Raw genomic sequence first — 25091 nt, forward strand, 5'->3', positions numbered from 1 at the left:
GCTTCAGGGGCTTTTTGTTATCCGCTAAAAGAGATCACGTCGCTCTAGTTGATGCGCCCGTAATAGGACATCGAGGTGCGCAGCGTGTCCTGATCACGGTTGATCCATGTGCTCATGACGAGGCCGAAGGCTGCCATCATGGTCAGCATCACCGTCCCCCCATAAGAAACGAGCGGCAGTGGCACGCCGACGACGGGGGCCAGTCCCATCACCATGCCGGTATTGATCAGTACATAGCTGATGAAGGTGATGCAAATGCCCATCGTCACCAGCCGCCCGTAATGGGACTTCGCCTTCATCGCGATGTTGGTGCCTATGAGGAAGACCGCCAGATACAGCCCCAGCAGTGCGACGGTGCCGAAAAACCCGAACTCCTCACCGAAGATCGTGAAGATGAAGTCGGTATGCATTTCCGGCAGGAAGTCGAGCTGGCTCTGGGTGCCGTTCATGTAGCCCTTGCCCGTCACCCCGCCCGATCCGATGGCGATCTTCGACTGCGCAAGGTGATAGCCCGCCCCCAGTGGATCGGCATCGGGGTTGGTGAAGGACGTGATGCGCTCGATCTGGTATGGCTTGATCAGGTCCATCTGGATGACTGTCACCACGCCCATCAGCCCGAGGATCGCGCCGACAATGACAATCCGCCAGCTAAGGCCAGCCAGCAGGATGACCACGACGCCTGACAGGCCGAGCAGGATCGCCGTGCCAAGATCAGGCTGCAGGAAGACAAGCCCGACCGGCAGACCGATCATCGCCAGCGGAATGATGAGATAGAACGGGTTTGACACCCGTTTGAAGTCGAGCCCGTGATAATAGCGAGCCAGCCCCATGACGAGAGCGATCTTCATGATTTCCGACGGCTGCAGCTGGAAACCGCCAATGACGATCCAGCGCTGGGCGCCCATGTTCACTTCGCCGATAAAGGGCACCAGTGCCAACAGGCCCAGTGAGAAGAAATAGGCCGGATAGGAAAGCGACAGCCAGAAGCGCAGCGGGATGAAAGCAGCGATCATCAGGATCACGAGACCCAGCGCATAGCGCATTATGTGGTTTGCCGCCCATGGCGTCCAGGAACCGTCAGCAACGGAATAGAGCGTCGCAACGCCCGTGGCAGCAAGCAGGCTCAAAAAGATCACCAGCCACCAGTTCACTGCAGCAAGGTTCTTGCGCAAGCCCCCGCGCCGGTCCGGCAAAACGAGCGTATTCATCGCGACCCGCCCCCCGGATTGGTGCTGGCCGGCAGCTCATAGGCGAGCGATGCCATCTTGACCGGTTCATCCGTGGCCGGATTGAACCCGGGCAATGCAGACGGGTTTTTCGCTGTCACCGCCTTCATGATGTCCCGCGCCTTTGGCCCGGCAGCGCCGGAACCGGACGAGCCATGCTCGACCACGACGGAGATCGCGTATTTCGGGTTCTCATAAGGTGCGAAGGCAACGAACAGGGCATGGTCGCGCAGGTGTCGCGGCAGGTCCTCGTTCTTGATGCGGTTGCCGCGGGCATCATATTGCAGGCTGGCGACCTGGCTGGTGCCGGTCTTGCCGGCCATCTGCCAGTCAGGATCTTCCAGACGGGACCGCGCGGCCGTGCCCCACTCATTGGTCACGGCATTCATGCCATCTCGCACGGCAATAAGGTCGTCGAGCTTGATGTTGATATCCGGGCTCGCCGGCGGCGGAACCACACCGTCCGCATGCGCCCTGATCAGGCGCGGCTGAACCTGCTTGCCTGTCGCAATCCGTGCCGTCATGACCGCCAGTTGCAACGGCGTCGCCGTGACATAGCCCTGCCCGATGGCAACGGACAGCGTTTCGCCAGGGAACCATGTCTGGCGCTCCGGCGTGGAGGCGAAATAGTTCTTCTTCCATTCGCGGCTCGGCACGACGCCAGCGCTCTGGTTGCCGATGCCGAGATCATAGGTCTCGCCAAGGCCGAAACGATGGGCGACTTCGGCGATCTTGTCGATGTCCACGCGCTGGGCGAGGTCCCAGTAATAGACGTCGCAGGAATGCTTGATCGAGCCCTTCATGTCGAGCGTGCCATGGCCGCCCCGCTTCCAGCAGTTGAAGTAGCGGTTGCCATACCAGATGCGCCCGCCGCAATGGACGCGGTGCGACGGCTTGATGCCGGCTTCCTGCGCGGCAATTGCCGTGATCAGCTTGAAGGTCGAGCCCGGCGGATAGTTACCGGCGAGCGGTTTGTTGATCAGAGGCTTCAGCGGGTCCTTGTTGAGGGATTCCCACAGCGACTGGCGTATACCGACGTTGAACTCGTTCGGATCATAAGCGGGCGTCGAGGCCATGACGATGACATCACCGGTCTCCACATCCATGACGACGGCAGAGGCGCTGATCTTTTCCGGCTCCTCGCCTTCCTTCGGCTCGATGACGGGGCGTGCAAGCACTTCCATCGCCGCCATCTGCAGCTCGGCGTCGATCGTCAGGCCGAGCGTGCCGCCCTGGATCGACTTGTCGCTTTCGTTTGGATATTCCTCGATGACCCGGCCATGGGCGTTGACCTGCACGATGGTCGAGCCTGCCTTGCCGCGCAATTCCTCGTCATGGGACCGTTCCAGCCCGGCCTTGCCGATGCGGAAGCCCGGCTGGCGCAGCAATCGTTCTGTCTTCTCGTCATCGCCGACAGCATCGATATCAACATCCGAAGGCGCACCGACATAGCCGACGACGAAGGCCGTCTGATCCTTGAACGGATAATCGCGCGTATAGCCGACTTCGGTATGGATACCGCGCAGCTTCGGGCCCTGGAAATTGACCTTGGCGAAGTCTTCCCAGCTCAGATTGTCGGCGACCTCGATCGGGGTGAAGGCTCGCTTGCGCTGGACCTCGCGCAGCACTCTCTCCTGTTCCTGCGGGGTCAGGTCGACGATCTTGGAAACCTCCGCCAGCGTACCGGCGATGTCCTTGACCTCCTCGGCGACCAGCAGCACCCGGAAGTTCTGGCGGTTCGTCGCTAGTGGCACGCCGAACCGGTCATAGATCTCCCCGCGCAGCGGTACGATCACCCGCTGGTTGAAGCGGTTATTGTCGGCGCGAACCTGATAGTCCTCGTGATCCCGGACCTGCAGCTGCCACAACCGATACCCGATACCGCCGAAAAGCAGCATCGATCCGCCGCTGAACAGGGCAGCCCGGCGGGAAAAGACCATGTGTCGTTGGGTATCAAATGGTTCTACGCGCATTTACTGTTCTATTATAACACGACGATGGAGTTGCGAAAAGGCGATGGCGATAATCGGATAGCAGGCAATCGTGACAAGCATCTGCATGGTCAGCGGTATGGCCGGCACCCAGGTTCCCGCCAGCACACTGTGCTGGAGCCAGACCAGAAGCCCGCCACCGGCGCTGCAGATGGCAAAACCCAGCCAGACCACATGCTGGTCCCGGCCGAGGAAATAATCCCTCTGGGTAATGACCAGATATTGCACCAGCAGGTAGACCACCATCCAGATGCCGATCGGTCCCCCCAGTATCAGATCCTGAAACAGGCCGATCAGGAAGGTTGAAATCGACGGCACATAACCGGGGCCATAGATCGACCAGAAAAAGATCACCACCAGCGGGAACAGCGGCGTCGGCACGCCGCCTTCAAACAGCCGGACTGGCGTTACCAGAAACAGGACACCGATAAAGCCAAGGAAGGTCGGGGTGATGGCCCGCGCCACCGATGTGAAAAGCGGGCGATCCTCAACCATTGACGTCTCCGCTGTCTGCAATGGCCTCGGCGACCGGCGTATTTGGGGCCGGCGTATTCTGGAGCGGCGTGGATGCGGTGGTGCTTGGTACAGTCGAAGCAGCTTCCTGCGTCGTGCCCGGCTCAGTCGGGCTATCACCGACGGGCGCATCCTGCCTACCGGATTGCGGCGTACCGGCTCCCGCCGGACCGCCAGCCGGGGCCGTCTCGCCCGCTGGTGCATCACCGGTCTCCCCGGCCTCAGCCTCAAGGCTTTCTTCCTGCTCGGGGTCGGCTTCGGCAAAGGTATAGTCGACGATGCGCACAAAATCAGTGTCGTTATACTGGGCAAACAGCCTGACGGTGATCATGTCATCAGTGCTCTGCGCAATCTCCCCCACGGCAAGGCCGCGTGGCAGGTTACCGCCAGTGCCGGACGTGATGACCCTCATGCCCGGGCGAATACCGGCGCGGTCCCGTACGGCAAGGAATTTCAGTTCCGGGTCGTCCTGGAAGCGGCCGGCCAGGATGGCCTCGACCTCGACGCCCTCTATGAAGACCGGTGTGCGGTTGTTGAAGTCCGTCAGCATCAGCACGCGGGAGGATGACTTGCCCGCCGTCACGATGTGACCTACCAGCCCGCTTGTGCCGATCACGCCATCGCCGACCTCTACCCCGTCAGCCGTACCGGCATTGACGATCAGCGAGCGCTGGTAAGGACCGCCGGACTCACCGATGACCTGCGCATCGACAAAGCTCGCCTCATCAGCGACCTTCACATCCATCATCTGCTTGAAGTAGTCGACCTGCTGGCGCAGCGTCAGCGCTTCCTGCATCCAGGCGCGAAGCTCTTCGTTCTCTGCACGCAGCTGCTCGTTCTGGTCCAGCACGTTGAAATAGTCGCCGACATCGCCGACCCGGTTATCGACCCAGTTGATCGGCATACTGAAAACCGTCAGCACCGGCTCGAACAGGTCGAGCACCATCGCCCGCGCCTTTTCGAACGCGGAGGCACGTGCCCCGTACATGCTGACGACCAGCATCAGCACGGAGACGGTGAGAAGAAATATCAGACTGAGACGTCGGCTGCCCTGCTTGCCAGGCCTTTGCCGGCGTTGCTGTCCGAAGTCGTTCATCGACTACCAATCCCGGGCAGCACCAGCCACCCGCCCTGTAAAGTTACATGGCAGAGGAAAGTACACTGCGCATGGATTTTTCGTTTTCCAGTGCTGCGCCTGTGCCGATCGCGACGCAGGACAGCGGGTCGTCCGCGATCGATACCGGCAGGCCGGTCTCGTCACGCAACACCCTATCGAGATTCTTCAGAAGTGCCCCGCCCCCGGTCAGCATGATGCCCGTATCGACAATGTCTGCGGCCAGTTCCGGCGGCGTCGCTTCGAGGGCGACTTTCACCGCCTCGACGATCTGCTGCACCGGTTCGCGCAGCGCTTCGACGACGCGCTCCTGGGAGATCTTCACTTCCTTGGGCACGCCATGCATCAGGTCGCGGCCCTTGATGGTGATCATCTTGATCTCTTCACCATCGACGATCATCGCCGCGCCGACTTCCTTCTTGATCCGCTCGGCCGAAGCCTCGCCGATCAGCAGGTTATGTTCGCGGCGGATATAGCTGATGATGCTCTCATCCATCTTGTCACCACCAACGCGCACCGAGCGGGAATAGACGATACCGCCAAGCGACAGCACGGCGACCTCTGTCGTGCCGCCGCCGATGTCAACGACCATCGAACCGGTCGCCTCTGTGACTGGCAGGTTGGCGCCAATCGCGGCGGCCATCGGCTCCTCGATAAGGTCAGCCTTGCGGGCACCGGCTGTCAGGGCCGATTCCTGGATCGCGCGGCGCTCGACCGCCGTCGCGCCCGACGGCACGCAGACGACGATGCGCGGGCTGGCGAAGGAGCGGCGATTGTGAACCTTGCGGATGAAGTGCTTGATCATCGCCTCGGCAACCTCGAAGTCCGCAATCACGCCATCGCGCATCGGGCGGATCGCCTTGATATCGCCAGGCGTGCGGCCCAGCATCTCCTTGGCTTCGTTGCCGACGGCCAGAACGATCTTGCGGCCGTTGCGGGTCTCAATGGCGACGACAGACGGCTCGTTCAGGACCACGCCCCGCCCCTTGACGTAGACAAGGGTGTTGGCTGTGCCCAGATCGATCGCCATATCGGCGGACATCATTCCAAAAAGGGTCGAGAGCATCTTTTATCCTTTATGCGGGATGGCGGCAGAGAATACCTGCAATCTGGGTTCCCTGACCTGAACCATGTGAGCCTGCATCGTATCAAGCCCCAATTAACCTTAGATAAATGAGTCAAGGCTTGTTTTGTAGAAAATGCCTGAAATTGCTGAAAACAGCAATCACGATGACCTTAAACTCGTGTCATAAGGCGAAAAAATATAGGTATTTCTACACCTTGCAAATCCGACATGGCCGCCGGGCGCTGATTCGCCGCCCTATAGGTTCTGGCCGGTGCCAGTACCGGGCCGTGTAGCCCCCGCAGCCTCGGCAGCGTTGCGGCGGCGCATGCGCATGTATAGCCAGCGCACGAACAGGAGGAAGCCAAGCCAGCCAACGATCAGCACGGCGAGGATGACGAGATGCTGCGGATCGCGATTGGTGAAGAACTTCATCAGTTCGTCGACCTGGCCCGTAAAGGCGGCAATGAAAACGATCTTCGGTATGATCCCGAGGCCCGTGCCGATCCAGAATTTCACGATCGATATGCGCGCCGCACCTGCGATGGAGTTGATGACGATAAACGGGGCCGACGGCGTCCAGCGCACGATCATCGTCGTCATGATGCCATGGTCTCGCATCATGCCGACCATCTTGTTCATCCGACCGGCGGACAGCTTCTTGACGAAGGACCCGCCAAAGACGTGCCCTATGGCAAAGGTCAGCGTCGCCGAGGCCATGGTCGCGATCCATGAATAGATCCCGCCCTGCTGCGCGCCAAACACCGCCACGGTGCCCGCGATCAGCAGCATCTGGGGAAAGCCTGTCAGCGCCAGCAACGCGAAGACCGAAATCACGCCGACAATCGCGAAGGGCGATTCGGAGATACGGATCATCATGTCCTGGACACGGACTTGCGATAGGCCAAGCCATTCGCGACCATACAGCGCCATGATCAGGATGAACCCGAGAAGGGAAAGAGAAACCAGCAGGGACGTCCACGCGCGGGCGTCCATATTGTTGATGAACCGGCCGATCATTTTGAAAAGACTGATCATCAGCGCCTTGCCCTAAAAACCCTACACTACCTTTGAGGCGCGCTGCTGCCCGGAAGAGACCCCCGCGATGACAAACATGGACACCGAAATCAAGCCTCCCCGACCTGCTGGCGAAAAGGTGGCCCGCTGGTGAACAGGTATTCACCAAGGTGTAACAGATAGCAGAACTAGAATCCCAAAAGCAATGATGCTTTCAGCATGGTGTCCTTGTTCTTGCGCCCGTCTGGTGGATCGGTCTCGTATTTGACCTGATAGGAGACTTTCGATGACAGGGTCTCGGTCAGCTTGGTCTTCAGGCCGACCGCCGTGTCATATGTGGTGTTGGAGTCCGCATAGGTGACGTTCGCATTCTGCTCCAGGGAAACATTCTCGCGCAACTGAACGTTGAGGTCGCTGTCCGCATACGCCGCAAACTCGTGGCGCGCCCTCGCCGCACCCGGCGCAGACGGTGTTTCTGCCAGCTCGGACCAGCGATAGCCCGGGCCACCTTCGACGGACCAGGTGACCTGCTCGCCGGCGATAACGTCATGACCGAGACCGACGCCAACAAACCAGCGCTTGTTGAAGCCCGAGAACTGGTCTTCGTCATACTGTCCCCGGACATAGCCATGGGTGCGGTCACGCAGCTGGGCATCGATCTGATAGGAAACCATCCAGCGGTCCTGGGTGATCTTGGAGAATTCTTCGCCCTCTTCGTCATGGGCGACCTGTTCGGCGTAATTGACATTGCCGGACAGCACATGAATGAACCGGCCAACCTCGCGCTTGAATTTTGCCTTGAGACCCAGCTGGGTGTTCTCGGTATTCCCGGTTGTCTGGGATGCGGAGGCCTCAACCTCCCCGCTCCACTTGACGGCGTCTTCGCCATCACCTTCATCCGTAGCCAGAGCGTTCCCCGCCCCGAAAAGTATCAGCGCTGCACACACAAACGCAGCGGAATCACTACCCCGCACTTCAACGGCCCTCCGTTTTGATCGTTGCCCTTATTCTGCCACATTTGATTTGTGACAGGCTCGCTGTCAGGAAGGAAGTGGAAATTTTATAAAATAACGTAATGAAACTTCGGTAAGTTTGAGTGAAATGATCATCAGCCCGCTGATGACCACTCCCACATGCCCCTACACTTCTCTAGAAGCCAAACAGAATCGAGGCTTTCAGCAAGGTGTCCGTGTTCTCGTTGCCCGCAGGCGGATCGGTTTCATAGCGCACTTCATAGGAAACCTTGGACGAGAGACTGTCCGTCAGCTTCGTCGTCAGTGCCGCAACCGTCTTCACGCTGGTGTTGGATTGTGTCCATGTCGACTCAAGCAGATGAGTGAACTGTACGCCCTCGCGGATCAGACGCTCATATTCGCTGGAGGCATAGACAGCGAATTCGCTCTCGGACTCCTCGAAATCCATGGGCACAGGGTCCGGCTCTTCAAGCTTCGAATAGCGATAGCCAGGCCCGCCTTCGATCTTCCAGGTGGAGCCCTCTTCCTCGATCAGGTAATGGCCGAGACCGCCACCGACGAAAATGCGGTTCTCGAAGCCGGAGAATTCGTCCTGGTCATATTGCACGCGGCCATAGGCATATGTCCGGTCGCGCAGCTGCACATCGAGATCGTAGGAGAGCTGCAGATTGTTCTGCGTCTCGATCTCTTCGGCCTCGGCATAGTTGAACGCGCCCTTGAAAAGATGGGTATAGCGACCGACCTCGTTCTTCACTTCAGTGGCGAGACCGACATTCAACGTTTCCGAGTTTCCGGTGGCGCTGGCGGCGGAAAATTCGACAGAGCCGCTCCAGCCTTCGGATTCCTCATCCTGCGCCATCGCCGACCCCGCGCCTGCAGACAGAACAAGCATTGTAGACGCACACAGCACCCGGCTGATCGCTGAACGGGTCATGATCTTCTCCACGACAAACTCCCTTGGCAAAACAGTTTAAAGCCTTAAGGGGATTCTCTGTCAGGTCACATTGAAGCCGGCCGCCAGCGCCATGCACACGACCACACCGACAATGATGTTCATCGGCACACCGACACGCAGGAAGTCCACGAACCGGTAATTACCGGCGGCATAGATGATCGTGTTGGTCTGGTAGCCGACTGGTGTGGCGAAACTGGCGCTCGCCCCGAACATCACGGCGATGACCAGCGCCCGCGGCTCGATCCCGAGTTCCGCTGCGAGCGCGATTGCCAGTGGCGTGATGATGACGGCGACCGCGTTGTTGGTCACCGTTTCGGTCAGGATAGAAGTCAGGAAATAGATCGCCAGCAGCACCATGAAGGGCGAGGCATCGGCAATCAGCGGGCTGACGGCCGAGACGATCAGGTCTACCGATCCAGCCTGCTGAAGTGCCGTGCCGATGGCGAGCATGCCGACGATCAGCACAAGGACATCGCCATCAATGGTGCTCCAGGCCTCGCGCGCATCGAGGCAGTGGGTGATGAGAATCACCGCGACGGCGATCAGCGCCAGCCCCGCAATCGGCATCACGTTCAGCGCCGCCAGCCCGACGACGCCGGCAATCGCCGCTGCCGCAATCGGCGCCCTGCCCCGGCGATAGGCGCGCGCGGCGGGCTCTGACACGTTGACGACTTCCGACCCGTCGACGATCTCGGCGATTGCCTCTGGCTGGCCCTCGATCAGCAGGCGGTCGCCCGGCTTCAGTTGCAATGTCTCAAGGTCCGGCCCCGGCGCGGCACCGAATCGGCCAACCCCCAGCACCCGCACCCTGAGGCGCGAGAGCAGCGGCAGGCCGCGCACGATCCGCCCTGTGGAGACCCGGTTTGCCGGCACGATGGCCTCGATGACGATGGTATCCTCCCCATCCAGCGGCCGCCCGGTGATGCCAACCTGGAATGTCTTGCTGCCACGCAGGGTCAGGAGTTCGTCCGTCGTCACGGCAACGCTCAGCCGGTCACCGGCCTGCAGCACGATCTCCTCAACCGGGATGTCCCTGATCGGCTGGCCCTTGCGGCGCACGGCCTTCACCGTCAGCCCGCGCGGCATCAGCTCCTTCACCTCGGCGACTGGCTTGTCGATGGCGGAGGAGTTCTGCCGCACGCGCAGGTCGGTTAGCAGGGCAAGATCATCTTTTTCGGCCCCCAGCGCGGGCATGCGCTGGTCCTTTGGTAGCAGGAACTGCATGGCAGCCAGGGAGATGATGCCGACGACTGCCGCAGCAATGCCATAGAGAGATATCTCGAAAATCCCAAACGGCTCCATGCCGTTTTCCCGGGCGACACCGTCGACCAGCAGATTGGTGGAGGTACCGATCAGCGTGCACGACCCGCCGAGGATAGCCACATAAGACAGCGGGATGAGCAGTTTCTTGGCCGGTGTCTTCGTCGCGGCGGCAAGCTGGATGACGATCGGCACCAGCACCAGCACGACCGGCGTGTTGTTCATGAATGCAGACGCGACCAGCGCCGCGAGGAAGACACCTGCGATGGCAATCCGTGGATGTGGTCCTGCCACCTGCAGCACCTGCCGCGCGGCAGCTTCCAGCAGGCCGGTCCGCACCAGCGCACCGGACAGGATGAACATCGCCCCGATGGTGATCGGCGCGGCGTTGGAAAAGACGCCGAGGAAGTCTTCAATGGGCAGATAGCCGAGCAGCGCAAAGACAGCCGCGCCGGCCACGGCGACAACGGCCGGTGCATATCGCTCGGTCACGAACCCGGCAAACACAATGCCGAGAATGATCAGCCCCAGCCACGCGCTGTTGCTATCGATGAATATCTGGATTTGTGTCATGTCCGCCCTGTCTGCCGGACCAGCCTAGCCCGGTCCGGCATCAGGTCAAACACTTCTGCCGCGCTCTAGTTGCGCGACTTGTCGACGATCCGCTTGCCCTGCATCAGCATCGGCATCATGGAGCGCAGCTTCTCGCCGGTTTCCTCGATCGGGTGTTCGGAATCGATCTGGCGCTTGGCCTTGAAGTTCGGCTGGCCGGCCTGGCATTCCAGCATCCAGTCGCGCACGAACTTGCCTTCCTGGATATCCTTCAGCACCCGCTTCATCTCGGCTTTCGTTTCTTCGGTGATCAGGCGCGGACCGGTCTTGTACTCGCCATACTCCGCCGTGTTGGAGATGGAATAGTTCATGTTGGAAATGCCACCCTCATAGATAAGGTCGACGATCAGCTTCACCTCGTGCAGGCACTCGAAATACGCCATCTCGCGGGAATAGCCCGCCTCGGTCAGCGTCTCGAACCCGGCGCGGATCAGCTCGACGAGGCCGCCGCACAGGACCGCCTGCTCGCCGAACAGGTCGGTTTCGCATTCCTCGCGGAAATTGGTCTCGATGATCCCGGCACGGCCGCCGCCAATGGCCCCTGCATAGGACAGGGCAAGGTCCTTGGCAGAGCCCGACGCATCCTGATGCACTGCGATCAGGCAAGGCAGGCCATTGCCCGCCTCGTATTGCGAGCGCAGCGTATGGCCCGGGCCTTTCGGCGCGATCATGATGACGTCGATATCCTTCGGCACTTCAATGAGCTTGAAATGGATGTTGAGGCCGTGGGCGAAGGCCAGCGTCTTGCCCGGCTTCATGTGCTGCTCGATATGATCCCTGTAGATATCTTTCTGCAGCTCGTCCGGCGTCAGCATCATGATGACGTCTGCCCATTCGGCGGCTTCTGCGACGTTCATCACGTCGACGCCATCGGCCTCGCATTTCTTGCGCGTGGATGAGCCTTCCTTCAGGGCCACGACGATATTCTTCACGCCGGACTCCTTCAGGTTCAGCGTGTGCCCGCGCCCTTGCGAGCCATAGCCGACAATCGCGACCTTCTTGTTCGCGATCAGCGTTACGTCGGTATCGTCGTCATAGAAAACTTTCATTGGTCTTTACCTCTGTCTGCGCCCTGCCCCGTCGCGCGGTGCTTCAGGCAATTTCAAAAAATAGTTGAGCTTAGTCCCCAGTCCGCCGGCGGTCGCCGATGCCCTCTTCCGGGCCGCGATTGATCGACAACACGCCGGTGCGGGAAATGTCGGTCAGGCCGAGCGGTTTCATCAGCTCACGGAAGGCGTCGATTTTCTCGCGCGTGCCGGTCAGCTCGAAGATGAAGGATGTGTTCGACACGTCGACCACCTTGGCGCGGAAGATATCGGCAAGGCGCGCCGCCTCGACGCGCTTCTCGCCCTCGGCGACCACTTTAAAGAGCGCCATTTCGCGCTCCAGCGCCTGCGGGTGGCCAGTGACCACCCCGACCCGGCGCACCGGCACCAGCCGGGCGAGCTGCAGCACGATCTGCTCCAGGATCGACGGCGTGCCGTCAGTAACGATGGTGATGCGCGAGCGGTGCTTGGCCTCGTCTGTCTCGGCGACGGTCAGGCTCTCGATGTTGTAGCCACGGGCGGAAAACAGCCCGACGACCCGCGCCAGAACCCCCGGCTCGTTGTCGACGATACAGGCGATGGTCCGGCTCTCGATTGCTTCCTGCTTGGCTGATGGCGCGTATACGGATGTGTTGCTCACTTGCTCATTCTCCAACCATCTCGACCATCGTGCCGTCCGGCAGGTCCTTTATCTTCTGATAGATGCGGCCCATCTTCTGGTGATAATCGGCGAGCTTCGTCACATAGATATTGTTGAGGTCGATCTTGCCGCCGAGGAATGGCGGGACCTTGTAGCCATAGCACTCGCCCTGCCCCAGCGTCATGCCGGCATCGACACAGGCATTCGTCGCATTGACCATCAGCCAGTTGCCGAAATGCTCGTTCAGCAGCGCCACGAACTGGTCCTTGTTACCCGCAACCTTCTTGCAATTGCACGCGCCGATATCGAGCATGTGCACCGCCCCGTCGAGATCGACGAGAAACGCATCGCCGAACCGGTTGATGAGGTAGATGGTAAACGCCTCCGGCGTCAGCCCTTCCCAGTTGTTCATCACCTTCGCCCAGTCGAGCGAGTTGTCGACAAACAGATAATCGCCAGTATCAGCCATTACACCAGAACCTTCCCGTCATCATTGATCTCGTCGCCGCGGATCGCACCGGGCAGGATCATTTCGTTATGTGCCTTGCCCGACGGGATCATCGGGAAGCAGTTCTCTTCTTTCGTTACGCGGCAGTCAAACAGGACCGGGCCGTCATAGTCGATCATCGCCCTGATCTTGTCGTCGAGCTCGTCCGGCTTTTCGGCGCGCAGGCCGAGGCACCCGAACGCCTCCGCCATCTTCACGAAGTCCGGCAGCGCATCGGAATAGGAATGGGAATAACGCCCGCCATGCAGCAATTGCTGCCACTGGCGCACCATGCCCATATATTCATTGTTCAGGATAAAGATCTTGATCGGCATGCGGTGCTGCACGGCCGCAGACATTTCCTGCATCGTCATCTGCACCGATGCCTCGCCGGCGATATCGATGACGAGCGCGCCGGGATGGGCCGCCTGAACGCCGAACGCTGCCGGCAGGCCGTAGCCCATCGTGCCGAGCCCGCCGGAGGTCATCCACCGGTTCGGCTCCTCGAAATGGAAATGCTGGGCCGCCCACATCTGGTGCTGGCCAACCTCGGTCGTGATGTAGGTCTCGCGATCCTTCGTCAGCTGGTACAGACGCTCGATCGCATATTGCGGCTTGATCGCATCGTCGGACTTTTCATAGCTGAAGCTTTTGACCGCCCGCCATTTGTCGATCTCGCCATACCATCCGGACAGGTCCGGACGAGCATCAGCATCGCCAAGTCCGTTCCACGCCTCAACCATATCTTCCAGTACATGGGCGCAATCACCGATCAGGGCGAGGTCGACCTTCACGTTCTTGTTGATCGAGGACGGATCGATATCGATGTGGATCTTTCGGCTGTTCGGCGAAAACGCATCGAGCCTCCCGGTGACCCGGTCATCGAAACGCGCACCGACGCAGATCATCAGGTCGCAATCATGCATGGCGTTATTGGCTTCATAGCTGCCATGCATGCCCAGCATGCCCAGCCATTGCCTGTCGGAGGCCGGATAGGAGCCGAGCCCCATCAGCGTCGAGGTAATCGGGAAGCCCGTCGCGCGGACCAGCTCCCTCAACAGGCGGACGGCTTCCGGCCCGGAATTGATGACGCCCCCACCGGTATAGAAAACCGGTTTCGACGCGCTCGCCATCATGCGGATCGCATCGGCAACCGCCTCCGGGCTGGCATCGACCTTCGGGTGATAGGTCCGGTGCTCCGCAGTCGGACCCGGCTTTTCATATTTCGCGGCGGCGAACTGGACGTCCTTGGGGATGTCGATAACGACCGGGCCGGGCCGGCCATTGGTCGCGACATAGAACGCCTCATGGATGATATGCGCCAGCTTGTCCGGATCATCGACCAGATAATTGTGCTTGCAGCAGGCCCGGGTGATTCCGACCGTATCGCATTCCTGGAACGCGTCTGACCCGATCAGCGCCCGCGGCACCTGGCCGGTCAGGACGACCAGCGGGATCGAATCCAGCATCGCATCGGCAATCGCGGTAACCGCATTCGTCGCGCCGGGGCCAGAGGTAACAAGAACGACGCCCGGCTTGCCGGTGGAGCGGGCATAGCCCTCCGCCGCATGGCCGGCCCCCTGCTCGTGGCGCATCAGCAGATGGCGGATTTTGTCCTGCTGGTGAATGGCATCATAGATGGGCAGGACAGCGCCGCCCGGATAGCCGAAAATCGTATCCACACCCTGATCGACAAGCGCACGAAGCACCACCTCGGCACCCGTCATGATTTCCGGGGTCTCGGTCTCGGTCGTTTGCTTCTCAGCTTCTTTCAGGGCGCTGCTCGCATCAGCCATTGTCGTTTCTCCTGCCTGGTAAGGGCTCATCATGGTCAACAGAAGTGATCTTCCGGTTCCGGGTAATAAAAAAGGGCCTCGATTGAGACCCTTGCACGCGCTGGATTGAGGACCTGTCTTCTAGGACAGCCCGCCACCAGCGCTCATCACCACGAGAATAGAAAATTTCACGTTTTTCACTCCTGTTAGCCAAACGTGCTAATAAGAGCGGCAAGATAAGTCAAGCCACTATTTCATGACAAAATGGGATACGAGTTTTTCCGGCGTTTCGAAGACCGGCCAGTCCAGAGCCTGCCCGCGGAACCAGGTCATCTGGCGCTTGGCGAACCGGCGGGTGTTCTGCTGTGCCAATGCCAGCGCCTCGTCCAGCGGCAGCTCACCAGCCAGATGCGCCGCGAATTCCGGCACGCCGAGAGATTTCATCACCGGCAGGGACGGATCGAGCTTGCGCGCCAGCAAGTCCCGAACCTCCTTCAACGCATCACGCTCCAGCATCAAATCCAGCCGCCTGTCGCAGTTTGCATAGAGCGCTTCGCGCGGCGGCTGCAGCACGGCGGGCCGGAAGTCGCCTGACACGACAGCCTCGCGCGGTTGCTTCTGCCAATCCGACAGCGGCGTGCCCGTTCCCTCATGCACCTCCCACGCCCGGATCAGGCGCTGGCGGTCATTCTCTTTCAGGTGCGCCATGCCCGGATCGCGGGACAGAACTTCTTTCCGGAACGCTGCCGCGCCGACACCATCGAACAGCCGGTTGCCCTGCTCGCGGACCTCTTCCGGCACGTCCGGCATGGGTGAAAGGCCATCGGTCAGTGCCTTGAAGTACAGCCCTGTGCCGCCGACCACGATCGGCACGCGCCCCCTGCCCCTGATCTCGCCGATCGCCTTTGCCGCCATTCGCGCCCAGCGCCCGGCGGAGCATCGCTCGGCCCCGTCCAGCACGCCGTAAAGGTGGTGGGGTGCCTGCGCCTCTTCTGCCGCATCAGGCCGCGCCGTCAGTATGCGGAGGTCGCGATAGACCTGCATCGCATCGGCGTTGACGATTTCGCCGTCCAGCGCCTTTGCAATCTCCAGCGCAGCAGCGGACTTGCCGCTCGCCGTCGGGCCTGCAATAAGCACGATGAGTTCCAAAGGGGTATGAGCCATGGCCCATGTCATGACAGTTATCTGCGATCCGCAAAAGCCCGAATTGACCGGCACGGCCATAGACGAGTTCTGGGCGGCGCTGGAAATGGCCGATGCCCGGCCCGACGAGGTCGATGTGCTGGCCGAGGGCATCGCCGCCGACATCTTCTTTGAGCTCAATGAAGACGAGACCCTGCCCGTGATCCGCAAGCAATGCCGGGGCCCGTTCGACATCAACATCCAGCCGGTCAAGGGCCGTGCCCGCCGGCTTCTGATTGCCGACATGGATTCGACCATCATCCAGCAGGAATGCCTAGACGAGTTGGCCGCCTATGCCGGCAAGAAGGACGAGATCTCCGCGATCACCGCCCGCGCCATGCGCGGCGAACTGGACTTCGAGGGTGCCCTGCGCGAGCGCGTCTCGATGCTGAAAGGCCTGTTCGTCGATGCGCTGGAAGCCACGTTGTCAGAGAAGATCACCCTGATGCCCGGCGCGCTAGAGCTGGTCGCCACGATGAAAGCCCGGGGCGCGGTCACTGCCCTCGTCTCCGGCGGTTTCACCTTCTTTACCGCCCGCATTGCCGAACGGGTGGGGTTCGACACCAATCAGGGCAATCGCCTCGTCATCGAGGATGGCAAGCTGACCGGCGAGGTGGAGGACCCGATCCTCGGCAAGGAAGCCAAGCTGGAGGCACTGAATGCGCTGTGTGCGGAGCATGGCATCGAGCCCGACCGTGCAATGGCCGTCGGCGACGGCGCCAACGACCTTGCCATGCTCAACGCTGCCGGTGCCGGTGTCGCCCTCCACGCCAAGCCGGTCGTCGCCGAGGCCGCGCGTTATCGCATCGACCATGGCAACCTGACGGCCTTGCTGTATCTTCAGGGAATCAGGAAAGAGCAATTCGCCGGATAGGGAAATTCTATCCGCTTACGGATTGATCAGCTCGATAAAGGTGATATTCCCGCGCTTGACCTCGATCTGAAGCGGGCCTGAATTCAGGTTGCGCAGCTTTTCCATGCGGTCTGCCATCTCCTTTGGCGTGCCGACATTGTTATAGCCAAGCTCCGTGATCACATCGCCGATCTGCAGGATACCGCTCATAGGGCTGTCGCTTTCGATCGCCGTCACCACCACGCCCTCGACATCATCGGCAAGGCCATAGGCCTCGCGCACTTGCGCGGTCGGCTGCTGCAGGATCAGGCCGGAAAGCACCACCGCATCATCCGGCAGGTCCTCGGCCAGCAGCGGCGCACTACCGAAATTGCTGGCAAGGTTCGTCTCGCGCCGGTCGACGGTCACCTGCACAGTGATCAGGCGGCCTTCGCGATAGAGTTTTACCGGCACGGTCGAACCGACCGGCGTATCAGCAACGGCGCGGGTCAGGTCGCGCATTTCGGAGATCTTGCGGCCGTTGAACTCCACGATGAAATCGTCGCGCCTCAGACCGGCCTTGGACGCCGGGCTGTCACCGCGCACAACCATGACCAACGCGCCGTCATTATTCGGCAGCCCTGCGGTGCTTGCCCGCTGGTCGCTGATATCGTCGAGGGTTACACCCAGCCAGCCGCGGCGGGTTTCGCCATATTCCAGCAGCTGGTCGATCACACTTGAGGCGAGGTCGGAGGGCACGGCAAAGCCGACCCCGACCGATCCGCCGGTCTGAGAGAAGATCACCGTGTTGATGCCTATCACTTCACCATCCATGTTGAACAGCGGGCCGCCGGAATTGCCCCGGTTGATGGCCGCGTCAGTCTGGATGAAGTCGTCATAGAGACCAGCGCGGATATCCCGGTTGCGGGCGGAGATGATGCCAACGGACACCGAGCCGCCAAGGCCGAACGGGTTGCCGATGGCAACCACCCACTCCCCCACACGGGCACCGTCGGAGCTGCCGAAATCGACAAAAGGCATGCGATCATCGGTCTCCATGCGCAGCACGGCAAGATCCGTCTCGCGGTCCATTGCGACGATTTCTGCCTGGTATTCATCGCCATTGGAGAGCGTCACGGTGATCTCGTCGGCCTTCTCGACGACATGTTTGTTGGTGACGACCACCCCATCGGCGGAAATGATGAAGCCTGACCCGAGCGAGGTTGCCTGCGAGCCAAATTTTTCCTCGAACTGCTCCAGCTGCGAGTTATTACCGAAATCGGCATTTACCCGCTGTGCGGAAGAGATGTTCACCACCGCCGGCGTCAGTTCCTCGACAAGGTCCGCAAAGTCCGTCGGCGTGCGCTGGGCCATTGCCGGGCCGGTCACGGCCAGCATCAGGGCTGTGGCAAGGGAAACGATGAAACCGTAAACGCTGGCGCGCATAAATAACCTCTTTATCGATCAGTCTGGCTGATATGGTTACCCACAACGCAAAAGCGGGCAAGCCCTTCAATGGCTCGCCCGCTTTGATTGGTCGCAAAATCAGGTGTTTGCGGCGCTTATCTGCCGTTCACATTCTCGAAATAACGGAAGAATTCGGAATCCGGCGACAGGATGATCGTCGTCTGGCCATCCTGCAGCGCCTGCTCGTAAGAGGTCAGGGAGCGATAGAAGGCAAAGAACTCAGGATCGCGGTTGTACGCCTCGTTATAGATGGCGTTGCGCTGGCGGTCGGCCCGGCCCCGGATACGCTGGGACTGCTCCTCGGCTTCGGCGAGGATCTGCGTGCGTTCCTTCTGGGCCGTCGCTTCGATGCGGGCTGCCTGCTCGCGGCCTTCGGCACGGATGCGCTGGGCCTGCTGCTGACGTTCGGAGCGCATGCGCTCATAGACGCGCTCGGCGTTCTGGTCCGGGAAGTCGGCCCGGCGGATGCGCACATCGACGATCTCGACACCGAAGCGGCGGGCTTCTTCTGCGACCTGCCGCTGGATCTGCTGCATCAGCTCGACCCGCTTGGTGGTGATGATCTCGTTGATCGTAACCTCACCCAGCGTGTTCCGCAGGGCACCGTTCAGGACGGAACCCAGACGAGCATCACCAGTGTCTTTCAGCGTACGCCAGCTATCGGCGCCAGACTTGAACGCCTCGTAATACATCAGCGGCTCTACGATGCGATAGCGCACATAGGCGTCGATGATCAGCCGCTCTTCATTGGCGGCGATGATCTCCAGCTCCTGACCCTGACGGATGTCATATTCCAGGTTCCAGCTGTCGAGCATGACGACGTCATACCAGGGCAGTTTCACATGCAGGCCCGGATCGTCGATCAGCACTTCCTGCGGATTACCGAAGGCAATGACGAGAGCATGCTGGCGTTCGCTGACGGTGAAGAAAACTGTGCGAGCGACGATGAAGATGGCGACGAGTGCGACGCCGATCATGATGAGAAGTCCGTTTTTCACTGTCCGGCCCTCCTAGTTCTGTGTCTGACGACGTTGCGTCAGTTCATTGAGATTGAGGAACGGCACTGTGCCGCCGGCGTCCTGGTCGACGACAATCTTGTCCATGTCGCCGAGCACGCGTTCCATTGTTTCCAGATACATGCGCTGGCGCGTCACATTCGGTGCCTTGGCATATTCCTCGTAGATATCGACGAAGCGGGCCGCCTGACCGCGCGCTTCCGCGACCACCTGTGCCTCATAGGCTTCGGCGTCGAGGATCACCCTGTCCGCCTGACCACGGGCAAGAGGAACGATCTCGTTGGCCGTACGCTGGGCGTTGTTGATGGTCGTTTCCGCATCCGAGCGGGCGTCAATGACGTCCCGGAAAGCCTGAATGACCTCTGTCGGCGGATCGGACCGCTGGAAGGTGATCCGGATGATCTCGATCCCGCTGTTATAGGCATCAAGCGTGCGCTGCATCACGTCGAGCGTGTTCTGAGGCACGATCGCACGGCCGTTGGAGATGATCGGGTCGAGTTCATTGCCGCCGACGACCTCGCGCAACGCCGACTCCGCAACAGCGCGGACCATGTTCTCGGGATCTTCGTTGTTGAAGACGAATTTTGCCGGTCCCGGCAGTTCGCCATCCTCAACCGGTCCGACCTTGATGCGCCAGTTCACCTCGATCGATACATCGACGATGTTCAGGTCGCTGGTCAGCATGGTGCTTTCGTTCTGATTGCCCCTGCTTGTACCGATCTGCGTGACGCGTTCATTCGTCACCAATACGACATCCACATTCTGCACCGGCCACGGGACATGGAACTGCAGGCCCGGTCCGGTCATGGTCGTATATTTTCCAAAGGTCGTCACGACGCCGCGCTCGCCCGGTCCGACCGTGTATACACCGGAGGCAGCCCAAAGGCCGACGAGCAGGATGAGCACGACCGTGATGATTCCCTTGCCGGGCAGCTTCACGCCGCCACCGCCACCGGAGCCGCCACGTCCACCGCGCCCGCCCATGGAGCGCTTGAACCGTTCCCGGCCAGAGCGCAGAAGCTCTTCCAGGTCAGGCGACTGATTGTTGTTACCGCCGCCGCGATTGCCGCTGCCGTTATTATTGCCGTTGCCGCCGTTCGGGGGTTGCCCCCACGGCCCTCGGCCGCCGCCAGACCCGTTGCCGCCCTGCCCCGAGCCGCCGCCGGGCTTGTCTGTCCATGGCATAGATTTTTCCTAACTGTTTCCTGCGTTTAGTTATGGCGATAGCCTGTATCGGTTATATATGTCACCCGAAAACGCAACCGCAACTGTGGTGCGGCGCTTTTGGCAGCGCCGAGGATGGAATTTGTGCAAGAGCCCCCCAAAAGTCCCGATGAGGCACAGAAAAGAGCGCTGGAGACGCGCCTGCGCGCCGCTTTGTCCGGCATCATCGATCCGCGCACCGGCAAGGACGTTCTGACCGGCGGCCTCGTCACCGGCCATGCTGTCCGCATGACGGATACTGGCGCAAAGGCGACGATCACGCTGGAGTTGCCCGGCGGGCCGGGTCAGCAGAATGACCGGCTGAGTGCAGAGATCGAAGAAGTCGTGCGCGGAATTGACGGCATCGCCGATGTCTCCATCGTCCAGACGTCCCACCGCGCTGCGCCCAAATCGCCAGCACCGAAACCAGCTGGTGGTCACTCAAATCCGCTCGGTCTGGGGGGTAAAACAGCCGAAGAGGAAAGGCCCATTCCCGGCGTCAAGCACGTCATCGCCATCGCCTCCGGCAAGGGCGGCGTCGGCAAGTCGACGCTGGCCGCCAATCTCGCCGCCGCCTTCGCACAAGCCGGATTCCGCACAGGCATCGTCGATGCCGATATTTCCGGCCCGTCTCTGCCCGTCCTCTTCGGACTGAAAGGCCGGGGCGAGTTCCGTGACGGCAAGATCCAGCCGATGGAGGCCCATGGCGTCAAGGCGATGTCGATCGGGCTTCTGGTCTCTGAGGAAAAGGCCGTCGCCTGGCGCGGGCCGATGGTGATGGGCGCGGTGCGCCAGCTCTTCACCGACGTGCACTGGGGCGATCTCGACATCCTCTTCGTCGATACCCCGCCCGGCACCGGCGATGCCCATCTCACGCTCCTCCAGAAAATCCCCGTCTCCGGCGCGGTCATCATCTCGACCCCGCAGGAGATGGCCTTGGCAGATGTCCGCCGCGGGGCTGCCCTGTTCACGTCCATGGACACGCCCGTGCTCGGCATCGTGGAGAACATGGCCTGGCTTACCCTGCCCGATGGCAGCCGCCAGAAGCTGTTCGGCGAAGGCGGCGTTGCCCGTACCGCGGAGGCGCTCGGCCTCGACATGCTCGCGACCCTGCCGCTGGAACCGGCCATCGCCACCGCCTCCGATGCCGGCCGGCCTTACGTGCTCGAAGCCCCCCACAGCGACAGTGCCGGCGTGATCCGCGACATCGCCGTCCAGATTGCCGCCAAACTTGCGCTTGTTCCGGGTGGCGGAGATGCGTAAGACTCCAGATGAAGCCACCTATCATGCGGATTGATGACTGATAACGACATAGAACTCGATTATGCCTTCCTGACCCAGCAGGCGCTGCGCGGTGTCATCCGCGACGTGCTGGAGATCACACGCGACCTTGGCGATGTGCCGGGCGACCATCATTTCTATATCGAGTTCCTGACCCAGGCCCCGGGCGTGACGATATCGCCGGACCTGATCGAGGCCTATCCCGAACGCATGACCATCGTCCTGCAGAAGAAGTTCGAGAACCTCGTCGTCGAGGACGATCATTTCGAGGTAACCCTGCATTTCAAGGGCATCCCCGATCATCTCATCATTCCCTATGCGGCAATCACGGCTTTCGTCGATCCATCAGTGGAATTCAAGCTGCGCTTCGAGCCGGTACCTTACGATCCATCGCATACGGAAGAAGAGGAAACGCCTGCCGATGAGCCGCAGGAGGCTTCAGCCGAGGATGATGGCGACAATGACGATGACCCGTCAGGCGGCGCGCCCGATGGCGGGGCCGATGTCATAAGCCTGGACTCATTCCGGAAAAAATAGGTCGAGAAAAAGCCGGCTCTGACCGGCTATTTCTTGCGCTTGTTGAAATAGGTATCCGACCCTTCGTCATATTCGAATACTTCTGTCAGCGGCACACCGAACACGGCAGCGATCCGGAATGCAGCTTCCAGCGACGGGGAATATTTCCCCTTTTCGATAGAGGCGATCGTCTGGCGGGTCACGCCGATCCGCTCGGCCAGGTCGCCTTGAGTCATCTCGTCATGGGTGAACCGCAACAGGCGGATCTTGTTGCTGAACGCGGTACTGGACTTTTTATTGACCATCGGGCGGCCTCAAGCGGAAAGCCGGTAAAGCACGACCTGCCAGGCGTTCTTGACGATCTCGGAAACAACCATCGCCATGAACAGCATGCTGGCGATCATATATTGTTCGGCTATCAGGCAGAAAGCGAGTGCTGCCAGCACGGCAAAGCCAAGTATGAAGCCGCCTGCCCGCTCCGCCTGCAACTCTATCGCCCGGTCACGCTCATCGCTTGAATCATCGATATCGTCCTTGCCCGTCGCAATGGCCTGCAGGATCGCAACGACGATATGACCGATCACGACGAGAATGATGAACGCAATCATGCCGCCCAGGATGACCCCGCGCGTAGCGGCGCCGAACCCGCCGGTCACGTAGAAATTCCAGCCATACCAGCCGAACAGGGCGAGCATGCCGAGCAGGACAATCCAGCTGCTTTTTTCCTTGAAACTCATAAAACCTCCCAATGCCAAATGGTAATCTTGATCAACTTTATGTATATATTTTTTAACATGATGTCAATGCCGCTTTCCGCTCGTCATGGAATTCGTTCGGCACGGCCCAATTCCGTCGCATTTGAATGCCAACTCAACGATGCTTATAGTCAGGGGGATTGCAGGAGATTTTTGATGACCCGTTCGACCAGATTCACCCTAGGCGCTGCGACACTCGGTATGGTCTTCCTGACCCTTGGCAGTGCAGCTGCGCAGGACAACCTGCCACCTGACGCCCGGCCCCGCCCAACGCAGCCCCAGAACCCGGTCGCCGTCCAGGAACAGGAGCTTGAATCGGTCGATGACATCGTCACCGAAGAGGAAGCCGTTCTCACCAGCGTAAACTACAAGGCTCCGCCCGAGGACGAGACAGCCGAGCCGCTCGTCGAGTTCTCCCAGCTGCGCTATGCTTCAGAGATCGACTTGAACCGCGCCCTGTCGGCGGTCGAGGAAGGGCTGAAAGGCTGCATCGCCCTGCGCCACGATATCGAGGCCCGCATTGGCGATACTTACGGCTCCTATTCTGTCCATTCCGGCTGGCTGCGCGCCTACAACGCCTGCATGCTCCAGCGGCACAAGGATATCCGCACTGTCGGTAACGCGATCGAGGCACGCCGCCGCGACATCATCTCCGGCGGTGCCGATGAAGGGGCGACGACGATGCTGGGCATGGTCGACCGCCTGATCGCCCGCCAGTCGGCGATCAAGCTCGCCATTTCCGAGGAGATGAACATGGTCCCCCCGTTATTTGAGTATTACAATACGGGTGTGCGATCCTATCCGTCAGACCAAGGCGATCAATAGGCTGATTGCCACCGCGGCAGTCAGATACTGAACAGCGCCTCGTCCATCGGCACTGGCTCCAACTCATTGTCCAGCGGGCGTACGCGGATGCAGATCTCGTTGGCATCGCCCGTGAACCGCTCTGATATCAGCCGCACCACCTGTCGGTCATCGCGCCAGAACACGCCGGTCAGCGCGTCGAGACAGGCCTTGGCGACATTATCGACATCGTGGGCACCGCGCATATCCGGCAGTTTGGACGTCCAGATGCGCACCTCGAACGGCCCGAAATATGGCCGGTTCACCGCAACCTCCTTGCGGCAGAATTCCGCGACCAGCCCTTTCAGCTTCCGGGTCTGGGTCGAGACATGGCGCACGCGCAGCAAGACCGTATCGCCGTTATAGGCGACCTGAACCTTGCCCTTGCCGATGAACCCGCCCCCCTTCATTCGATGTTATCGCGTTCGCTTCTCGACAAAGCTGACATCACCGCCGGAAACCTTCCAGACCAGGTCGTTCTCCATGGTCACGACGATCACATCCGTATCATAGAGCAGGCTCATGAAGACGTGGTGCTCCTGCGGATAAGGCGTCAGCGAATGCGACAGGATCAGGCCTTCATCTTCATTGCCGCTCTTTTCCACGTCGAGGCAGTTGGTGTTGAACGGCATCTCGCCCTTCATCGTCTGTCCGTCGGCTGAATAATCGAACAGTTGATAACCCCCGGCCTTGATCAGGCCAGCCTCGATGCTCGCCGGGATCAGATAGACGAACAGCCCGCCCTCGGCACCCTCGCGACCCTTGTAGGGCATGATGACGGGGTTGTACTGGGTCGAGCATTCCTGCGTGTCGCGATCCAGCGCATCCTGCCTCGCAACCCAATAGCCCCGCTCGGCCCGGGACAGGCCCATGCCGCCCGGCGGGGCGAAACGGTCATAGATTTCGCCATTGCGGGCAAAGGCGATGAAATGGGCACGCGGTTCGCCGTTTTCCTCGCCGATGAACATCACCTTCAGCTCTTCGCCTTCCTTGACGCTGATCCAGCCATCGAGCCAGCCAAGCTCATCGTCGCCAAACTGATCCTGCAGATCCATCGCGGCCAGATAAGCCGCCGTGTCCCGCTCATAGATCGCCCGGCCCAGATTTTCCGTCAGCGCGATGTCCTGATCGAAAGCCGCAGCCTCCCCGGCGCCCGGCACCGGCGCGGTCTGGGCACTGGCTGCACCAAATACCAATCCCGCCGACAGTATCGCTGCCGCAAATTTTTTGCCGATATCCGTTCCAAAAGCCATTACGCATCCTCTTCCGGCCAGATCGGCCTTTTCCGATATGATTTCATTGCCCTACAGCTTTGGCAACAAA

General features: G+C 60.5%; 25 protein-coding genes. 4 read left to right on the plus strand and 21 right to left on the minus strand.

The window, feature by feature from the left end:
• Positions 1-44 precede the first annotated feature (44 nt).
• The 14 genes from rodA to miaA all read right to left on the minus strand — a co-directional run bounded on the left by rodA (position 45) and on the right by miaA (position 15837).
• Positions 45-1208: a rod shape-determining protein RodA gene (rodA, locus tag FF098_RS07960; protein ID WP_155139097.1), complete on the minus strand. Its 1164-nt coding sequence runs from the start codon at positions 1206-1208 to the stop codon at positions 45-47.
• The gene (gene mrdA / locus FF098_RS07965) at positions 1205-3199 is read right to left on the minus strand and encodes a penicillin-binding protein 2 (RefSeq protein ID WP_155139099.1); all 1995 of its coding nucleotides are present in this window, start codon (positions 3197-3199) and stop codon (positions 1205-1207) included. The genes rodA and mrdA overlap by 4 nt, the downstream gene beginning before the upstream one ends.
• Entirely contained in the window at positions 3200-3712 is a 513-nt protein-coding gene (gene mreD / locus FF098_RS07970) for a rod shape-determining protein MreD (RefSeq protein ID WP_166426396.1), read from the minus strand. It abuts the gene before it with no gap.
• On the minus strand, positions 3705-4826 hold the full coding sequence (mreC, locus tag FF098_RS07975; RefSeq protein ID WP_155139103.1) for a rod shape-determining protein MreC: 1122 nt from the start codon (positions 4824-4826) through the stop codon (positions 3705-3707). Before mreC ends, mreD begins: the two co-directional genes overlap by 8 nt.
• 43 nt (positions 4827-4869) lie before the next feature.
• The gene (locus FF098_RS07980; RefSeq protein WP_155139105.1) at positions 4870-5910 is read right to left on the minus strand and encodes a rod shape-determining protein; all 1041 of its coding nucleotides are present in this window, start codon (positions 5908-5910) and stop codon (positions 4870-4872) included.
• A 255-nt stretch (positions 5911-6165) separates the two neighbouring features.
• Positions 6166-6945 carry a TVP38/TMEM64 family protein gene (locus FF098_RS07985; protein WP_155139108.1) on the minus strand — a complete coding sequence of 260 codons (780 nt, stop codon included), beginning with the start codon at positions 6943-6945 and terminating at the stop codon, positions 6166-6168.
• 167 nt (positions 6946-7112) lie between these two features.
• Positions 7113-7898: a DUF481 domain-containing protein gene (locus tag FF098_RS07990; protein WP_155139110.1), complete on the minus strand. Its 786-nt coding sequence runs from the start codon at positions 7896-7898 to the stop codon at positions 7113-7115.
• Positions 7899-8073: 175 nt separating this feature from the next.
• Positions 8074-8832 carry a DUF481 domain-containing protein gene (locus tag FF098_RS07995; protein WP_155139112.1) on the minus strand — a complete coding sequence of 253 codons (759 nt, stop codon included), beginning with the start codon at positions 8830-8832 and terminating at the stop codon, positions 8074-8076.
• Positions 8833-8892: 60 nt separating this feature from the next.
• Entirely contained in the window at positions 8893-10686 is a 1794-nt protein-coding gene (locus FF098_RS08000; RefSeq protein WP_155139114.1) for an SLC13 family permease, read from the minus strand.
• A gap of 65 nt (positions 10687-10751) precedes the next feature.
• Positions 10752-11774, minus strand: coding sequence for a ketol-acid reductoisomerase (gene ilvC / locus FF098_RS08005; RefSeq protein WP_155139116.1), 1023 nt, complete (start codon positions 11772-11774; stop codon positions 10752-10754).
• Positions 11775-11844: 70 nt separating this feature from the next.
• On the minus strand, positions 11845-12411 hold the full coding sequence (gene ilvN / locus FF098_RS08010) for an acetolactate synthase small subunit (protein WP_205967419.1): 567 nt from the start codon (positions 12409-12411) through the stop codon (positions 11845-11847).
• A 4-nt stretch (positions 12412-12415) separates the two neighbouring features.
• Entirely contained in the window at positions 12416-12880 is a 465-nt protein-coding gene (locus FF098_RS08015) for a T6SS immunity protein Tdi1 domain-containing protein (RefSeq protein WP_155139120.1), read from the minus strand.
• On the minus strand, positions 12880-14625 hold the full coding sequence (locus FF098_RS08020) for an acetolactate synthase 3 large subunit (protein WP_373291483.1): 1746 nt from the start codon (positions 14623-14625) through the stop codon (positions 12880-12882). Before FF098_RS08020 ends, FF098_RS08015 begins: the two co-directional genes overlap by 1 nt.
• Before the next feature lie 297 nt (positions 14626-14922).
• Positions 14923-15837: a tRNA (adenosine(37)-N6)-dimethylallyltransferase MiaA gene (gene miaA, locus FF098_RS08025; RefSeq protein ID WP_155139124.1), complete on the minus strand. Its 915-nt coding sequence runs from the start codon at positions 15835-15837 to the stop codon at positions 14923-14925.
• Between miaA and serB the strand changes: the two genes are divergently transcribed.
• Entirely contained in the window at positions 15836-16729 is an 894-nt protein-coding gene (gene serB, locus FF098_RS08030; protein WP_155139126.1) for a phosphoserine phosphatase SerB, read from the plus strand. The two genes, miaA and serB, sit on opposite strands and share 2 nt — an antisense overlap.
• Before the next feature lie 15 nt (positions 16730-16744).
• Here the strand turns inward: serB and FF098_RS08035 are convergent, their stop codons facing one another.
• The 3 genes from FF098_RS08035 to hflK form a co-directional block, all read right to left on the minus strand.
• Complete coding sequence (locus FF098_RS08035) at positions 16745-18133, minus strand: Do family serine endopeptidase (protein WP_155139128.1); 1389 nt, start codon at positions 18131-18133, stop codon at positions 16745-16747.
• Positions 18134-18249: 116 nt separating this feature from the next.
• Complete coding sequence (gene hflC / locus FF098_RS08040; protein WP_205967420.1) at positions 18250-19152, minus strand: protease modulator HflC; 903 nt, start codon at positions 19150-19152, stop codon at positions 18250-18252.
• Between the two features lie 12 nt (positions 19153-19164).
• Complete coding sequence (gene hflK, locus FF098_RS08045) at positions 19165-20355, minus strand: FtsH protease activity modulator HflK (RefSeq protein WP_155139130.1); 1191 nt, start codon at positions 20353-20355, stop codon at positions 19165-19167.
• A gap of 123 nt (positions 20356-20478) precedes the next feature.
• Here hflK and FF098_RS08050 point away from each other — a divergent pair, with 123 nt between their 5' ends.
• On the plus strand, positions 20479-21636 hold the full coding sequence (locus tag FF098_RS08050; RefSeq protein ID WP_166426397.1) for an Mrp/NBP35 family ATP-binding protein: 1158 nt from the start codon (positions 20479-20481) through the stop codon (positions 21634-21636).
• Positions 21637-21669: 33 nt separating this feature from the next.
• Positions 21670-22191 carry an SspB family protein gene (locus FF098_RS08055; protein WP_155139134.1) on the plus strand — a complete coding sequence of 174 codons (522 nt, stop codon included), beginning with the start codon at positions 21670-21672 and terminating at the stop codon, positions 22189-22191.
• Between the two features lie 26 nt (positions 22192-22217).
• Here the strand turns inward: FF098_RS08055 and FF098_RS08060 are convergent, their stop codons facing one another.
• Both FF098_RS08060 and FF098_RS08065 read right to left on the minus strand, forming a co-directional pair.
• A complete protein-coding gene (locus tag FF098_RS08060; protein ID WP_155139135.1) occupies positions 22218-22475 on the minus strand; it encodes a helix-turn-helix transcriptional regulator in 258 nt (85 codons plus the stop codon).
• A gap of 9 nt (positions 22476-22484) precedes the next feature.
• Positions 22485-22907 (minus strand): hypothetical protein, encoded by a 423-nt coding sequence (locus FF098_RS08065; RefSeq protein ID WP_155139137.1) that lies wholly within the window; start codon positions 22905-22907, stop codon positions 22485-22487.
• A 174-nt stretch (positions 22908-23081) separates the two neighbouring features.
• Between FF098_RS08065 and FF098_RS08070 the strand changes: the two genes are divergently transcribed.
• Complete coding sequence (locus FF098_RS08070; protein WP_155139139.1) at positions 23082-23750, plus strand: hypothetical protein; 669 nt, start codon at positions 23082-23084, stop codon at positions 23748-23750.
• 20 nt (positions 23751-23770) lie between these two features.
• Here FF098_RS08070 and FF098_RS08075 read toward each other — a convergent pair whose 3' ends face one another.
• Positions 23771-24178 carry a RusA family crossover junction endodeoxyribonuclease gene (locus FF098_RS08075; RefSeq protein WP_155139141.1) on the minus strand — a complete coding sequence of 136 codons (408 nt, stop codon included), beginning with the start codon at positions 24176-24178 and terminating at the stop codon, positions 23771-23773.
• 6 nt (positions 24179-24184) lie between these two features.
• Positions 24185-25021: a hypothetical protein gene (locus FF098_RS08080; protein WP_155139143.1), complete on the minus strand. Its 837-nt coding sequence runs from the start codon at positions 25019-25021 to the stop codon at positions 24185-24187.
• Positions 25022-25091 lie beyond the last annotated feature (70 nt).

This window comes from Aquisalinus luteolus (assembly GCF_009712425.2).
Taxonomy (GTDB): Bacteria; Pseudomonadota; Alphaproteobacteria; order Caulobacterales; family Parvularculaceae; genus Aquisalinus; species Aquisalinus luteolus.

Bases quoted from the DNA above. Each gene is read 5' to 3' on its own strand.
- FF098_RS07980 (WP_155139105.1), bottom strand. From the start codon at position 5,910: ATGCTCTCGACCCTTTTTGGAATGATGTCCGCCGATATGGCGATCGAT.
- ilvC (WP_155139116.1), bottom strand. From the start codon at position 11,774: ATGAAAGTTTTCTATGACGACGATACCGACGTAACGCTGATCGCGAAC.
- FF098_RS08070 (WP_155139139.1), top strand. From the start codon at position 23,082: ATGACCCGTTCGACCAGATTCACCCTAGGCGCTGCGACACTCGGTATG.
- hflK (WP_155139130.1), bottom strand. From the start codon at position 20,355: ATGCCATGGACAGACAAGCCCGGCGGCGGCTCGGGGCAGGGCGGCAAC.
- mreC (WP_155139103.1), bottom strand. From the start codon at position 4,826: ATGAACGACTTCGGACAGCAACGCCGGCAAAGGCCTGGCAAGCAGGGC.
- FF098_RS08000 (WP_155139114.1), bottom strand. From the start codon at position 10,686: ATGACACAAATCCAGATATTCATCGATAGCAACAGCGCGTGGCTGGGG.
- mreD (WP_166426396.1), bottom strand. From the start codon at position 3,712: ATGGTTGAGGATCGCCCGCTTTTCACATCGGTGGCGCGGGCCATCACC.
- serB (WP_155139126.1), top strand. From the start codon at position 15,836: ATGGCCCATGTCATGACAGTTATCTGCGATCCGCAAAAGCCCGAATTG.
- FF098_RS08075 (WP_155139141.1), bottom strand. From the start codon at position 24,178: ATGAAGGGGGGCGGGTTCATCGGCAAGGGCAAGGTTCAGGTCGCCTAT.
- miaA (WP_155139124.1), bottom strand. From the start codon at position 15,837: ATGGCTCATACCCCTTTGGAACTCATCGTGCTTATTGCAGGCCCGACG.
- FF098_RS08055 (WP_155139134.1), top strand. From the start codon at position 21,670: ATGACTGATAACGACATAGAACTCGATTATGCCTTCCTGACCCAGCAG.
- FF098_RS08015 (WP_155139120.1), bottom strand. From the start codon at position 12,880: ATGGCTGATACTGGCGATTATCTGTTTGTCGACAACTCGCTCGACTGG.
- FF098_RS08020 (WP_373291483.1), bottom strand. From the start codon at position 14,625: ATGACGGGTGCCGAGGTGGTGCTTCGTGCGCTTGTCGATCAGGGTGTG.
- FF098_RS07995 (WP_155139112.1), bottom strand. From the start codon at position 8,832: ATGACCCGTTCAGCGATCAGCCGGGTGCTGTGTGCGTCTACAATGCTT.
- FF098_RS08080 (WP_155139143.1), bottom strand. From the start codon at position 25,021: ATGGCTTTTGGAACGGATATCGGCAAAAAATTTGCGGCAGCGATACTG.
- FF098_RS07985 (WP_155139108.1), bottom strand. From the start codon at position 6,945: ATGATCAGTCTTTTCAAAATGATCGGCCGGTTCATCAACAATATGGAC.
- FF098_RS08035 (WP_155139128.1), bottom strand. From the start codon at position 18,133: ATGCGCGCCAGCGTTTACGGTTTCATCGTTTCCCTTGCCACAGCCCTG.
- FF098_RS08065 (WP_155139137.1), bottom strand. From the start codon at position 22,907: ATGAGTTTCAAGGAAAAAAGCAGCTGGATTGTCCTGCTCGGCATGCTC.
- rodA (WP_155139097.1), bottom strand. From the start codon at position 1,208: ATGAATACGCTCGTTTTGCCGGACCGGCGCGGGGGCTTGCGCAAGAAC.
- mrdA (WP_155139099.1), bottom strand. From the start codon at position 3,199: ATGCGCGTAGAACCATTTGATACCCAACGACACATGGTCTTTTCCCGC.
- FF098_RS08060 (WP_155139135.1), bottom strand. From the start codon at position 22,475: ATGGTCAATAAAAAGTCCAGTACCGCGTTCAGCAACAAGATCCGCCTG.